Source organism: Flavobacterium branchiophilum FL-15 (genome assembly GCF_000253275.1).
Taxonomy (GTDB): Bacteria; Bacteroidota; Bacteroidia; order Flavobacteriales; family Flavobacteriaceae; genus Flavobacterium; species Flavobacterium branchiophilum.
The window spans coordinates 1,684,837-1,698,996 of sequence record NC_016001.1; the positions used below are offsets into that span (position 1 = coordinate 1,684,837).

The window sequence follows — 14,160 nt, forward strand, 5'->3', positions numbered from 1 at the left end:
ATAGAAGTTGTGTAATTTCAAAATAGAAGTTGTGTAATTTCAAAATAGAGGTCGTGTAATTTTAAAAAAAATAATAAAAAAACTATTGCAATTTAAAAAAATAATTTTACTTTTGTGTTGTAAAACAAACAGTTATGATAGTTAATAGAACCATTGTAGAATCCATCTTATTTCTAAAAAACAAATACCCAATTATAGCTTTAACTGGGCCTAGACAATCAGGAAAAACAACACTTCTAAAAGAACTATTTCCGGATTATCAATATTTGAGTTTAGAAAACCCAGATATGAGAACTTTTTTTAGAAATGATCCTAAAGGTTTTTTCAAACAATATTCTAAATTTTGTATTATTGATGAAGCACAAAGAGAACCAGATTTATTTTCATACCTTCAAACGATAGTTGATGAAGATAAAATTATGGGACAATATATTTTATCAGGATCTCAAAATTTTCATTTGATGAAAAACATCACACAAAGTTTAGCAGGAAGAGTGGCACTATTTAAACTTTTTCCATTTGATTTAGAAGAATTAAAAAATCACCAATTGTTAGAACATAACTATATCAATTATATTCTGAAAGGGAGTTATCCAGCTGTATATGACAGAGACATACCGTATAAAAATTTTTATAATAATTATATGCAAACATATATTGAACGAGACATTTCAGAGCTAGTTAATGTGAGAGACATACGATCATTTAGAACCTTTTTGAGTTTGTGTGCATCAAGAGCAGGACAGTTATTGAATTTGAATGCTATGGCCAATGAGTGTGGTATATCTCAACCCACTGCAAAATCTTGGATTTCAGTTTTGGAAAGCAGTTATATAATATTTTTATTACAGCCTTACTATAAAAATTTTGATAAAAGGGTAATTAAAAGTCCAAAATTGTTTTTTTATGATACAGGGCTTTTATGTCATTTATTAAAAGTCAAAAATCCAGATCAAATTAAGTTAAACTCTTATAGAGGAAATTTATTTGAAAACATGGTTGTTTCTGAAAGTATCAAACTAAATTATCATAAAAACATGATGCAAGAATTTTGGTTTTGGCGAAATTCTGGCGGGCATGAAATAGATTTATTAATACAAGATGATGAAAAATTGAAAGTTGTCGAAATCAAATCTACCTCAACTATATCACAAGATTTATTTAAAGGTATAGAATATTTTGAAAAATTAGCTAATGATTTAATCAAAAGTAAAACATTGATATATAATGGATTAGAAAATCAAACAAGAACGATTGCTCAAGTTGTGAGTTGGTATGATTTAAACACTTATTTTGATGGAGAATAAATTTAAACAAATAATAAAAAACAAGTTGCCTTTTTTGGAAGGGAAGAAAATACTTTTGGCGGTTAGTGGTGGTTTAGATAGTATGGTTTTGACTGACTTGTTTATAAAAACTAAGTTTTCAATAGCTATTGCTCATTGCAATTTTAACCTTCGAGACACAGAAAGTCAAGGAGATCAAGAATTTGTTGCTACTTTTTGTACGAATAAACATATACCGTTGTTTGTTAAATCATTTGAAACTTTGCAATTTGCCAACGACAATAAACTTTCTACACAAGTAGCCGCCCGAAATTTGCGTTATGAATGGTTTCAAAACATTTTGAAGCAGCATGAAATAGATTTTATAGCAACGGCACATCATGCAGATGATAATTTAGAAACATTTATTATCAATTTAAGCAGAGGGACTGGTATAGACGGTTTGAAAGGAATGCCGTTTTACAATAACAACATTGTTAGACCTTTACTGTATTTTTCAAGAGAAAATATACAAAATTACGCTTTAAAAAATAATATTCAATGGAGGGAAGACAGTAGCAATGCTTCTGATAAATATTTGAGAAATAAAATCAGACATCAAATAGTACCCATTTTGAAAGAACTAAACCCATCTTTTTTAAATAATTTTCAGAAAGCACAATTATTTTTAGACGATACTCAAACATTAGCAAAGGATGCTGCTACATTGTTATTTGAAAAATTGACATTGATGCAAAATGGTGTCATTTATTTTGATTTGGTTGCAATTAAAAAACTTCCAAATTTCAAAGCCTATTTGTATTATTGGCTCAAAGATTATGGTTTTAAAGCATGGACAGACATTTTTGATTTGATTGACAGTCAAACAGGGAAGCAAGTTTTTTCTAAAGAATTTCAATTATTAAAAAACAGAGAACAACTGATTTTGAAACCAATTTCAGAAACGATAAATTCTTTTTTTTGGATTGATAAAAATCAAACAAAAGTTAATTTTCCCTTAAATTTGGACATTTCAAAGGTTGACTGTATTTCAAATTCAAAAAATAACACTATTTTTGTTGATGCAGATCAATTAAAATTTCCATTATGCATTAGAAAATGGCAGTTGGGCGATATTTTTTTTCCGAAAGGGATGAAAGGCAAATCAAAAAAAATAAGTAAATATTTTAAAGACGAAAAATTTTCAGCACTAGATAAAGAATCTACTTGGCTTTTATGTTCTGACGATCAAATTGTTTGGGTAATTGATAAAAGACAAGATGAACGTTTTGCTGCAAACAACAATACTATAAATATATTGCAAATTAAATCAAATTTATGAGAAAATTATTTTTATTTTTATTCTTAATTATTGGATTATTCCAAATACAAGCACAAATAAAAAACCCAGTAAAATGGACTACCAAAATTGATAAAATTTCTGAAAATGAATTTTTATTGATTGTTAATGGAGCTATCGATAGTGGTTGGCATCTTTATTCGCAATTTACACCAGACAACGGGCCTTTGCCTATGACCTTGTCTTATAAAAACACTAAAGGTAATTACGAATTAATTGGAAAAACAAAAGAAAGTACCTATAAAAAACAATATAATGACATTTTTGAGGTAGATGAATATTATTTTGAAACCAAAGTTCAACTGACGCAAAAAGTCAAGATAGTTAATCCAAAAACTACTGAAATTGATTTGCATTTAGAGTATCAAGTATGTAAAGACGCTTGTATAAACGACAAAAAAGATTTTTTATTTACACTTCCTAAAACGGTAAATGCAGCCTCTAATGAAGTCGTAAATGCGGCTTCAACTCAAGAAGACACCTCTAAAAACAGTTCTAATACCCCACAAGAAGTTAAGGCTACACCAACAACCACAAGTGCCGTTGCCACAGCAATACAACCTGAAGGCGTTAAACCTGAAGTTGAAAATCAAAGTAATTGGTCTATATTTTTCTATGCTTTTTTAGGCGGTTTTGCGGCATTACTAACGCCATGTGTGTTTCCAATGATTCCAATGACGGTAAGTTTTTTTACTAAACAGAGTAAAACAAAAGCACAGGGTAAGAAAAATGCTTTGATTTATGGAATAGCTATCATATTGATATATGTTGTTTTAGGGCTTGCTGTTACTGCCATTTTTGGTGCGGGTGCTTTGAATGCTCTTTCTACAAATGTATATTTTAACCTAGCGTTTTTTGTGTTATTGGTCTTTTTTGCGTCATCCTTTTTGGGTGCTTTTGAAATTATGTTGCCAAATTCTTGGGCAAATAAAATAGACAGCCAAGCAGACAGAGGGGGTGTTATTGGTATATTGTTTATGGCTTTAGCCTTGGCAATTGTTTCTTTTTCTTGTACTGGCCCCATTGTAGGAACGGTTTTAGTACAAGCAGCATCAAATGGTGGCATTGCACCTATACTTGGTATGTTTGGATTTTCATTAGCCTTGGCCTTACCATTTATGGTTTTTGCTTTATTTCCTGGGTGGCTTAATTCATTACCAAAATCGGGCGGATGGCTCAATACAGTAAAAGTTTTTTTAGGTTTTTTAGAGTTGGCTTTGGCCTTCAAATTTTTGTCCAATGCCGATTTAGTGCTTCAAATGCACTTGCTTGAAAGAGAAGTATTTATAGCTATTTGGATTGCTATTTTTGGCACTTTAGCTTTGTATTTGTTTGGAAAAATCACTTTGCCTCATGATAGTCCTTTAGCAAAAATATCGGTTGGACGATTGTATGTTGGCTTGTTCATTTTGGCTTTTACAGTGTATCTTATTCCTGGGCTTTGGGGAGCTCCTTTGCAGCTCATCAATGCTTTTCCGCCACCATTAGAGTATAGCGAAAGTCCATCGGGACTTGGAGGTAACGCTACAAAAAGTGATCTTTTGTTGCCAAATGGTGCCAAAAAAGGCCCTCATAATTTGATCGTTTTTGATGATTATGAAATTGGTTTGGCTTATGCCAAAAAAGTAAACAAACCTATATTACTCGATTTTACTGGACATGCTTGTGTAAATTGTCGAAAAATGGAAAATACTGTATGGATTGATCCAGCTGTTTTGCCCATTTTAAAAAATGATGTGGTGCTGATTTCGTTATATGTTGACGATAAAAGAGAATTGCCTGAAACACAACAAACAATTTCTAAAACAACAGGGGCAAAACTTGAAACCATTGGCGAAAAATGGACTGATTTTATGATTTCAAAATACAAAACCAATACACAACCCTTATATGTAATGACAGATTTACAAGGAAATAATTTGAATAAAACTACTCCTACAACAAGTTATAATCCAGACAGTCAATATTATAAAAATTGGTTAGAAATGGGAATAAAAAATTTTAAAAAATAAGTAATTGCTCGTTCCAATTCAAATTTTTCGGCAATAATTGGTTGCTAAACTCTAAATGAATCACCCTTCTACGTGATTCATTTTTTGTTTTGTCAGACGCATGAAACAACAAGGGTTTCATTAATAATAGTCCTCCTTGTCCTACTTCACATATTTCGGTATCATAACATGCAATATTTTCAACCTTTTGAATGCCTTTCAAATGTGATTTTTTCATCACTTTCAATGCTCCATTGTGTGCAGTGGTATGATCCAAATGGATTCTGATGGTAAAGTTTTGTTCCAAGATGTTAGTTGGAGGTTGTACTCCAAACTGATTTTGTTTGATTGTCCAATTTTTGAATCCCTCAGCATCTTGTTTTTGATCAACCGAAATAATAATATCTTGATGATTTGCCACAAACCAATTGGATAATGGTGGTTTGTCAAAATAAATAGATTTGGTCATAAAATAGTTTTCACCAAAATGGTGAGCAATCAATTGGAGCATTTTTTTATTAAAAATATGGGGAATAAGTCCCGGAAATACCTTTATAAATTGTCTTATAGCAAATAAATCTTTTGATGGTTTACCAAAAAGGTTTGATTGATTTGTTTGGCTTATAAACGCCTCTATTTCAAGTTGAATATTCTGTATTTCTGAAGTTGTATAAAAAGATTCTATTATACTAAAACCTTCATTTTCAAATGTTTGTCTTAAATCTGTCATGTTTTAAAAAATAAAAAGCAATTTGAAATAATTTTTCAAATTGCTTTTTAAGTTATTTTATACCCCAATAATGTGTAATTCTGTAAAATCTTTATCTATTGTAATGCTGTTGTTACCGTCAAACAAAACAGATTCAAATGTAACCTCTTCGTTGTCAAATTCAATTTTAGCTATTTGAAATGGAAGCCCTATCAATTTGATTTTGAATTTTTTGTAGGGTGTTTCAAATTTGCCTTCCCGATGTTGTTGAATGATAAGCTCTTTGTCTTTGCCTCGTAAATTAAATTTCGACAAGCTGTAACGGCCTTTATTATAATCATATCCATCTTGTGCATCTTCAAAAAGTTCTGATTTTTCTTTTCCGTTTTTATAATAAACTTCCAAAGTTATTTCGTCAAACTCTTTTTCTCCTACATATTGTTGAATTGGATATTTTGGAATCACAGCGCCTTCTTTAACAAAAAGCGGAATTTGATCATAATCTGTTTGTACCCATAATTCTCTACCGCCTGTCGTATGTTCGTTTGTCCAATAATTGTACCAATTTCCAGAAGGCAAATACATTCTACGTCCTTGTGCATTTGGTTCCAATATTGGGCAAACTAATATTTGGTTTCCAAAAATAAATTCGTCTGTTCTATAATGGGTTTGCGAATCAGCTTGGTCATAATAGACTAATGGTTTTAACATTGGTACACCATCGTTGATGTATTCCCAAAACATGGTGTACAAATAAGGAAGCAATTGATAACGTAAATTTACAAATTTTCTTGTAATATTTACTACATCAACATCAAATGACCAAGGCTCTTGATCACCGTGATGCCCAGACGAATGGGTTCTACAAAATGGATGAAAAACCCCAAGTTGTATCCATCGAGCATACAATTCGCCCGACGGTTGCTCTGCAAATCCACCAATATCAGAGCCTGTAAATCCCATTCCAGAAATAGACATTCGTTGCATTTGAATGTTGGCAATCCATAAGTGTTCCCAGCTGGCTACATTATCGCCCGTCCATGACGACGTATAACGCTGTGCTCCCGAATAAGCAGATCGGGTAATAATAAAAGGCCTTTTTGGATATGCAAACTGTTTGACCCCTTCATACGTAGCTCGAGCCATTTGCGTTCCATATATGTTGTGTGCTTTTCGATGGCTACATGGATTTCCGTCAAAATCATGACGTACGTCCATTGGAAATGTTTTGCCCGGAACTTCCATTACAGCAGGCTCATTCATGTCGTTCCAAACACCTTTTACGCCATAATCTGATATTAATTCTTTAAACAAACCTGCCCACCATTCTCTTACTTCTGGATTGGTATAATCTGGAAAATTACATTCTCCAGGCCAAACTTTTCCTTTCATATAAGGCCCATCGGCTCGTTTGCAAAAATAATCTTTGTCCAAGGCTTCTTTATAAACCCAATAATCTTTATCAATTTTGATACCTGGATCAATAATCACTACAGTTTTAAATCCGTCGGCTGCCAACTCGGAAACCATTCGTTTGGGGTCTGGAAAATAATCATTATTCCATGTAAAACATCTAAAACCATCCATATAATCAATATCTAAATATATGGCATCACACGGAATTTCAAGTGCTCTAAACTTATTGGTTACTTCTTTTACCTTACTTTCTGGATAATAACTCCATTTGCATTGATGGTATCCTAAAGCCCACATAGGCGGCAACTCGGGTTTGCCAGTCAAATGGGTATAGGTTGTTACAACATCCTGCATTTCTGGACCATATATAAAATAATAATTCATTTCGCCACCCTCTGCCCAAAAGCTCGTTACATTGCGACGCTCATGTGCAAAATCAAAAAATGATTTAAAAGTGTTGTCAAAAAATATTCCATAAGCCTTTTTATCATGTAGTCCAATATAAAATGGTACTACCTTATATAGCGGTTCTTGGTCTTTTTGAAAAGCATATTGATCGGTTGCCCAATTTTCTACTCTTTTGCCTTTCAAATTCAAATGGGTTGCCTTGTCGCCTAAGCCATAAAAACACTCGCCATCTTTGCTGGATTTACTCATTTTGACAATATTGCCCCCAAAATGGTAGCTCTCTTCCCAATGAAATCCTAATTCGTCTTCTAATATTGGCATTCCTTCCAAGTCCAATATAGACACTCGGAGGTCTATTTTTTGAATTTTACAAATAACTTTGCTTGTTTTTATTTGAAAATATTCTGTATTTTCTGTAACTTCCAAAAAATTAAATCCATGCGATTGTGTTTTGTCAATGGCATAAGAAAAATCATTGCTAAAATACCCTTTGGCGGTATATCTAAATCGCAAGAGACTGTCTCTCAAAACAGTAACTTTTAATATGACATTATTATCTGTATAAAAATAAACACTATCTACATCTTTTTTAAAAGATGCTATCTTGGAGGGATATAAATCGCCTTTGAATTCGAGCTCGGTACTGGTAATCATGCTTCAAATAGTTTATGAATTGTTGTTGTTTTTTAGAAATTCAAACATACAAAAAAAATAGACTTTATTCATTAAAAATATCACTTTTTTACGCAAACGTTATAGTATTGTTTTTGTATTGTTGATTAAATTCTAAATAAAACAACAATTTATATAAACAATTTTTGGGCGTTCCCCAAGGGTCGGGCTATCCGTTGCAATCTTTTGTGCCAAACCCTGGCACAAAAGGATTTCCACTACTATCCCTAACGCAAAATCCGGTAAATACTAGCATACTGCTAAAATTACTCCCATTATTAAAAGAAAAAATAATTGCACAGCTGGCTACAACATATACAGAAGAAACTCACGAATAAAACTAAAATTTTCTTAATTTTCATCAAAAAATAAAAAATATATAGAACTATTTTATATGTATATTTGGTATAAATTGATATTACATCAAATTAAAGCACAAAAAAACCCATCATATAGATGGGTTTTGAATTATATACCATTATTAAGCATCAATTTTTGCATAAACAGCATTTTTTTCAATAAATTCTCGTCTAGGAGGAACTTCGTCTCCCATCAACATCGAAAATACTTGATCGGCCTCGGCCAAACTTTGAATGTTTACTTGTCTTAATGTTCGGAAATTAGGATCCATGGTGGTTTCCCATAATTGTTCGGCATTCATCTCTCCAAGACCTTTGTATCGTTGAATACCAGCATTGCCTCCCATACGTTCATTGGCCCTGTCTCGTTGATCGTCTGTCCAAGCATATTCTTTTTTATTTCCTTTTTTAACTAAATATAATGGTGGTGCTGCTATATAAACGTGTCCACGTTCTATCAGTTCTTTCATAAATCTGAAAAAGAAAGTCAATATCAAAGTAGAAATATGACTTCCATCCACATCGGCATCACACATGATGATTACTTTATGATAACGTAATTTTTCTAAATTAAGGGCTTTGCTGTCTTCGGCAGTTCCAATAGTAATACCTAAAGCTGTAAATATATTTCTAATTTCTTCGTTTTCAAAAACTTTGTGGTGCATGGCTTTTTCTACATTCAAAATTTTACCTCTCAATGGCAAAATTGCTTGAAAAGCCCTGTCTCTTCCTTGCTTGGCTGTTCCGCCTGCCGAATCTCCCTCGACCAAATAAACTTCACATCGAGCAGGGTCTTGTTCTGAACAATCTGATAATTTACCAGGCAAACCTCCTCCGCCTAAAACGGTTTTTCGTTGTACCATTTCTCGAGCCTTTTTTGCCGCATGACGGGCTTGGGCAGCTAGTATTACTTTTTGAATGATAATACGGGCATCATTTGGATTTTCTTCCAAATAGGTTTCAAGCATTTCTGCAACAGCCTGACTTACAGGCGATACAACCTCTCTATTTCCTAATTTTGTTTTAGTTTGCCCTTCAAATTGTGGCTCCGAAACTTTTACAGAAATGATAGCAGTAAGTCCTTCTCTAAAGTCGTCTCCTGCAATTTCAAATTTTAATTTTTCTAACATCCCCGACGCATCGGCATATTTTTTTAGTGTTCGGGTTAGTCCCGCTCTAAATCCTTGCAAATGGGTTCCTCCTTCGTGGGTGTTGATGTTATTTACATAAGAAAAAATATTTTCTGAATAACTGGTATTGTAAATTAAGGCAACTTCTACAGGAATTTCGCCTTTTTCGTTGTCCATCGATATCACATGAGCAATTATTGGCTCTCTGTTGCCATCCAAATAACGAATGTATTCTTTCAAACCTTCTTTTGAATGAAAAACTTCCGATTGAAAATGTCCCTCTTTATCAACAATTCGTTTATCGGTAAATGTAATGGTAATTCCTTTATTTAAAAACGAAAGTTCCCTCATCCTTGCCGATAAGGTATCGTAAGAATATTCTATTGTTTGTTGAAAAATAGTTTCGTCTGGATAAAAAGTAACAATTGTACCTCTTTTTTCGGTGGTACCAATTTGTTTTACGGGATATAAAGCCTTACCTTTTTCATATTCTTGTTCATACACTTTGCCATCTCGATGAACAGTGGCTCTTAAATGATTGGACAAAGCATTTACAACAGACACCCCTACACCGTGCAAACCACCCGAAACTTTGTAAGAATCTTTGTCAAATTTACCTCCTGCACCAATTTTAGTCATGACCACTTCCAAGGCAGAAACCCCTTCTTTTTTGTGTAAATCAACAGGAATTCCTCGTCCATTATCTTCAACTGTTATAGAACCATCCTCGTTGATTGCTACACTAATCGTGTCGCAATGGCCTCCCATGGCTTCATCTATAGAATTATCTACTACTTCATAAACCAAATGGTGTAATCCTCTGACACCCACATCTCCAATATACATTGATGGTCGCATACGAACATGCTCCATTCCTTCTAATGCCTGAATACTATCAGCCGAATATTTATTCTTATTTTCGTCGCTCATATAAAATTTATTCTTTTTCGATTTTTTTGACTATAACACGCAAATATATAAAATTGAAAATTAACTAGGTGTATTTTTTATTAAAAATCTAATGGAGTTATCAACAAAATTTTGTGTTTTGGCCTGAAATTTGATGCTTAACCATTTTAATAAACATATTGAGGCTAAATTAAAGTTGTATCAATACAACATGAAACATTTTATGATGTATTTAATCCAAAAAAAAGATATTAATAAATTTACATTTTTATATAAATTGTAAATAAAAAATATTATTCCTCTACCCATTTTATAAATTCATCAAAAACAGTCATCCATTTCCAATCCCAATTATCGTTTTCGTTTTTGGGCGCTATTGCAAATGAATGGTTGAATTCTGGATATATTTTGAAAGTTAAATTGTTTTTTTTGTGTCGTATAAACTCAATTGGAATTAACAAACTACTTTCAATTGGTACAGCTTCATCTTTTCCGCCTACTGCTACAAATATTGGTTTGTTGATTTTTAATAAATTATCTAAAGAAGGTTCTGCAAATTTCGACCACCTACGATAGGAATTACCTTGCCATTGTTTGTTTGTATTGGTGGGGTCATTTTCAATATTTTTTATTTCAATAAACAACGAATCTAATGATTTGCTGGCTTGAGTTTGGGTTATTTTACCGTTTTGAACCTCTTTTTGAATCAATAAGGCAAAATCATAATATTGGGTATTGGCTCCACCTGCCCAAAAACCTACGTGAGTTATTTTTTTATTTTGATGTCCTAGTTTGGCAACTACATCAGAACCTTCAGAATGACCTATGATTACTAACTTATCGGGTTTTTTAATCCCATTTTTTGTTAATTCATTGATGACTTTATTCCCTTGCCAAACTCTATAATCAAGCCCTTCGTTTTCATAAAATATTTTATTCGGTTTAAACGTCTCATTGATATTTATAAATGGCACTCCTTTTTTTGAAATCAAAACAAAAAGATACTCATCTGGAATTTTATCTAAATCAAAAGGCACACTAGAGCCCATTATTTTCGATTTTTGAATTTTTTTCTTGGTTTCACCGTTTTCAATTATGCTTAAAGTATCAATATGAATTGCCTCGCTAAACAAAGGGGTTGGCCCAGAGCCATGAAAAAAAATGAGAATTTTGTTTTTTCCTTCTATAGTACCTTTTGAATAGAGGTGATAATTAATGGTATCTTTATTTACAAATAAGCTTTTTTGTATGTATTTGTCGGTTTTTGGATCAAATTGACAAAAAGCTAAAATCGGACTTAATATCAAAAAAATGTATAAAATTATTCTTTTTTTCATATATAATGTACTTTTAAAATAAAATTATTTTTTTTTAATATATAATTTATATTTTTTATAGTTTCTTTTAATGTAAAAATACCTTTCAAAATTAATAATTATATAATATTTATACTATATTATATTGCTCCTGCTTGACTATTGTATTATTTGACATTTGGCAATATTGGTAGCCACAAAAATAATATAAAAATGAAACAATTAAACCCTTTTTTGGTAAAAAAGAGGCAACAATTTAGGTAAGTTTAGTTCTTTAGTTGAATTCATTTTTAGTTTCAGTTTCATTATGAATTGCTAAACGAATTAGTACAAATCCAAACGAATACAATCAGGTTACGGTAGTTTAAGGTATTTTTTATTTTTTTAAAAATGCTGTTTATATGATTAATATATATTTTTTTATATAAATTTATTACACATATTTCATTATTATTAGAAAATATATTCGGATAGTCTTCAATTAATTGTCCAACAAAATTCAATACATATTTATTTGATTCAAAATCAAATAATATGATTGTATCATTTTCTATTTTTAATTCAGCTTTACCTTCTATATTTACCCAAATATCTCTTCCGGCAAAACTCCAAACTATTTCTCCATTTCTTGTAATTCTTTTTATTTCTAATTCGCCATGAGTAATGAAATCATTTTCAATTTTTACAAAACTAAAAACCGTAGCAAAATCAAACTCTCTATTCCATTGTATTTCTAAATTAGGTATTTCTAAACAGTAAATTTTATTACAAACTCGAATCCAAATTTTGTCATCTTCTATGATAAAAGAATTTTTAAATACGCTATTTTGTCCTCCAATTTCACAAATTAAGGCACTTGAAATTTCAATTTCAAATTCTTTAACAATAATAGCTAGTTTGTTGTTTGGGTAAAATCGGTCTTCTTGATGCTTGCCTTCAAAGTAAATTTTATTATAAAATCTTAAATTATCGGCTGAATTTAATGTATAATTTTGCTCTTCAAATAATTCAATTTCATAATTCTTGTACTTCAATATCATTTTATTATTCGGTTTTTTTAAATAAAAATAGCAAACAGAGTTATATGAAAAAACTGCCGTTAAATATTTTTCAAAAATAATAAAAAACATTGAAATCAAATAGCATTTATTTACAAATTTTCATAAAAAAAGAGGAACTAAATCCTCTTAAAATGCTAACAAAAACTTTTCGATAAACCCATTAAGAGGGTTAATGTAATCGGTTTAACTCATGGATTTTTATTTTTTATAGGTATTCGTTTTCTTTCAGTTCGTTCAACACGATTTTAACTTATGGATTTTATTTTTTATAGGTATTCGTTGATTACAATTCATTGCTCGGCTTTCAGCCGCATCGAAACTCTAGATGTTGGCAGGAGTGTTTATTTTTCCAAAACTGGTATTATATGTTGCCAATTCATTTTATTTGCAAAGTCTAAAGCAGTTTCTCCTTGATTAGATTTTATATTCTTGTGTGCTCCATTACTCAATAATACTTCAACAGAAGTCAAGTTCCCTGCAATCGTTTCTTTGTGTAATAAAGTCAAGCCGTATTCGTCTCGGTTGGTTATTTCATCAGAGTGTTCTTTTAAAAATTCAATAAGCTTTTCTCTCATATTTTTGCTCATTGGGTGTTCTATCAAGTTTTCTGGGTTTTCTTTTTGTTCATTTACAAGCAAAATTTCATTAAAATCGCCAAAGTCTAATCCCCAAGCACTATCGTGTTCTTTTCGTTCTTGATTTGTCATTTCAGAACGCATTACTTGAATAGTAAATCCTCCGTATGTTACAGGCTTTGGTGTAGAAGAAAACAGTTTTGATAAACCTTTTTTTGGTTTTTGACTGCTGTAAGTCGCAAATAACCAGTCACTAATTTGGTTTAATGGAATATTTACAAAGTCTCCATTTGAAACATTGGTTAATTCATTTGGACTATTAACAAGAGTTCCTTTTACATTGCTTCCGTCAAACTGTACATCGTTAATCCACATATGTTCAACAATTTGTCCATTGTCAGTGTCTTGGGTAAAGGCGATTTTCACGCAAGCAACTGTGAGTGCAGGAATAATTCTTCGATATTCCCACGATAATTCTCTCCAAAAATATTTAAAAGTTTCTTGTGCATTTTTAAATGCTTCAATCATATTTGGGTTATTTCCATCTGCAAAAAATATTTCTTTATCTGTCATAATTTATTGTCTTATTTTTTTGTTTTTTCTATGTTCGTTACTGTTAGGGCAACATTTCTGCCAACGTAAGTCTGTGAAAAAACTGCCGTTAAATATTTTTTAAAAATAATAAAAAACTATGAAATAAAATAGTGTTTTTTATTATTATTTTTTGTACAATTAACCATGCAACATATTCAAGGAATTTTTGATAAGCATGCGAAGGGATTTGTGTGGGAGTGGCGAATTACGTTATCCCACCTGTAAGGTTTCCAAAACCTTGTAGGTGTAAATAAATAGATATAAAAAAGAGTAACTAAATCCTCTTGAAATCCTAACCAAAAACTTTTCGAAAAACCCATAAGGGGCGTGAATGTAATCGGTTTAACTCATGGATTTTATTTTTTAATAGGTATTCGTTTTCTTTCAATTCGTTA

General features: G+C 31.5%; 10 protein-coding genes. 4 read left to right on the plus strand and 6 right to left on the minus strand.

Annotated elements, in window-relative coordinates; translation table 11 throughout:
- The first annotated feature begins 134 nt into the window (after nucleotides 1–134).
- From FBFL15_RS07275 to FBFL15_RS07285, 3 genes are read left to right on the plus strand one after another with little or no spacing between them, the layout of a single operon-like run.
- Nucleotides 135–1,307 carry an ATP-binding protein gene (locus FBFL15_RS07275; RefSeq protein ID WP_014083972.1) on the plus strand — a complete coding sequence of 391 codons (1,173 nt, stop codon included), beginning with the start codon at nucleotides 135–137 and terminating at the stop codon, nucleotides 1,305–1,307.
- Nucleotides 1,297–2,607, plus strand: a complete 1,311-nt coding sequence (tilS, locus tag FBFL15_RS07280) for a tRNA lysidine(34) synthetase TilS (protein ID WP_014083973.1) — start codon at nucleotides 1,297–1,299, stop codon at nucleotides 2,605–2,607. Before FBFL15_RS07275 ends, tilS begins: the two co-directional genes overlap by 11 nt.
- Complete coding sequence (locus tag FBFL15_RS07285; protein ID WP_014083974.1) at nucleotides 2,604–4,637, plus strand: protein-disulfide reductase DsbD family protein; 2,034 nt, start codon at nucleotides 2,604–2,606, stop codon at nucleotides 4,635–4,637. Before tilS ends, FBFL15_RS07285 begins: the two co-directional genes overlap by 4 nt.
- Here FBFL15_RS07285 and FBFL15_RS07290 read toward each other — a convergent pair.
- Entirely contained in the window at nucleotides 4,627–5,346 is a 720-nt protein-coding gene (locus FBFL15_RS07290; protein WP_014083975.1) for a phytanoyl-CoA dioxygenase family protein, read from the minus strand. The two genes, FBFL15_RS07285 and FBFL15_RS07290, sit on opposite strands and share 11 nt — an antisense overlap.
- 57 nt (nucleotides 5,347–5,403) lie before the next feature.
- A complete protein-coding gene (locus FBFL15_RS07295) occupies nucleotides 5,404–7,803 on the minus strand; it encodes a glycoside hydrolase family 31 protein (RefSeq protein WP_014083976.1) in 2,400 nt (799 codons plus the stop codon).
- Nucleotides 7,804–7,967: 164 nt separating this feature from the next.
- Between FBFL15_RS07295 and FBFL15_RS07300 the strand changes: the two genes are divergently transcribed.
- Complete coding sequence (locus FBFL15_RS07300) at nucleotides 7,968–8,159, plus strand: hypothetical protein (protein WP_044032208.1); 192 nt, start codon at nucleotides 7,968–7,970, stop codon at nucleotides 8,157–8,159.
- 143 nt (nucleotides 8,160–8,302) lie between these two features.
- On the opposite strand, the gene gyrB is transcribed toward FBFL15_RS07300, so the two are convergent.
- The 4 genes from gyrB to FBFL15_RS07320 all read right to left on the minus strand — a co-directional run bounded on the left by gyrB (nucleotide 8,303) and on the right by FBFL15_RS07320 (nucleotide 13,744).
- Entirely contained in the window at nucleotides 8,303–10,240 is a 1,938-nt protein-coding gene (gyrB, locus tag FBFL15_RS07305) for a DNA topoisomerase (ATP-hydrolyzing) subunit B (RefSeq protein WP_014083977.1), read from the minus strand.
- Nucleotides 10,241–10,512: 272 nt separating this feature from the next.
- Entirely contained in the window at nucleotides 10,513–11,556 is a 1,044-nt protein-coding gene (locus tag FBFL15_RS07310) for a dienelactone hydrolase family protein (RefSeq protein WP_014083978.1), read from the minus strand.
- 284 nt (nucleotides 11,557–11,840) lie between these two features.
- Complete coding sequence (locus FBFL15_RS07315) at nucleotides 11,841–12,575, minus strand: hypothetical protein (RefSeq protein WP_014083979.1); 735 nt, start codon at nucleotides 12,573–12,575, stop codon at nucleotides 11,841–11,843.
- Between the two features lie 362 nt (nucleotides 12,576–12,937).
- Complete coding sequence (locus tag FBFL15_RS07320; protein ID WP_014083980.1) at nucleotides 12,938–13,744, minus strand: DUF2314 domain-containing protein; 807 nt, start codon at nucleotides 13,742–13,744, stop codon at nucleotides 12,938–12,940.
- Nucleotides 13,745–14,160: the final 416 nt, after the last annotated feature.

Bases quoted from the DNA above. Each gene is read 5' to 3' on its own strand.
- FBFL15_RS07295 (WP_014083976.1), bottom strand. From the start codon at position 7,803: ATGATTACCAGTACCGAGCTCGAATTCAAAGGCGATTTATATCCCTCC.
- FBFL15_RS07315 (WP_014083979.1), bottom strand. From the start codon at position 12,575: ATGATATTGAAGTACAAGAATTATGAAATTGAATTATTTGAAGAGCAA.
- FBFL15_RS07275 (WP_014083972.1), top strand. From the start codon at position 135: ATGATAGTTAATAGAACCATTGTAGAATCCATCTTATTTCTAAAAAAC.
- FBFL15_RS07285 (WP_014083974.1), top strand. From the start codon at position 2,604: ATGAGAAAATTATTTTTATTTTTATTCTTAATTATTGGATTATTCCAA.
- FBFL15_RS07310 (WP_014083978.1), bottom strand. From the start codon at position 11,556: ATGAAAAAAAGAATAATTTTATACATTTTTTTGATATTAAGTCCGATT.
- FBFL15_RS07320 (WP_014083980.1), bottom strand. From the start codon at position 13,744: ATGACAGATAAAGAAATATTTTTTGCAGATGGAAATAACCCAAATATG.
- gyrB (WP_014083977.1), bottom strand. From the start codon at position 10,240: ATGAGCGACGAAAATAAGAATAAATATTCGGCTGATAGTATTCAGGCA.
- tilS (WP_014083973.1), top strand. From the start codon at position 1,297: ATGGAGAATAAATTTAAACAAATAATAAAAAACAAGTTGCCTTTTTTG.
- FBFL15_RS07290 (WP_014083975.1), bottom strand. From the start codon at position 5,346: ATGACAGATTTAAGACAAACATTTGAAAATGAAGGTTTTAGTATAATA.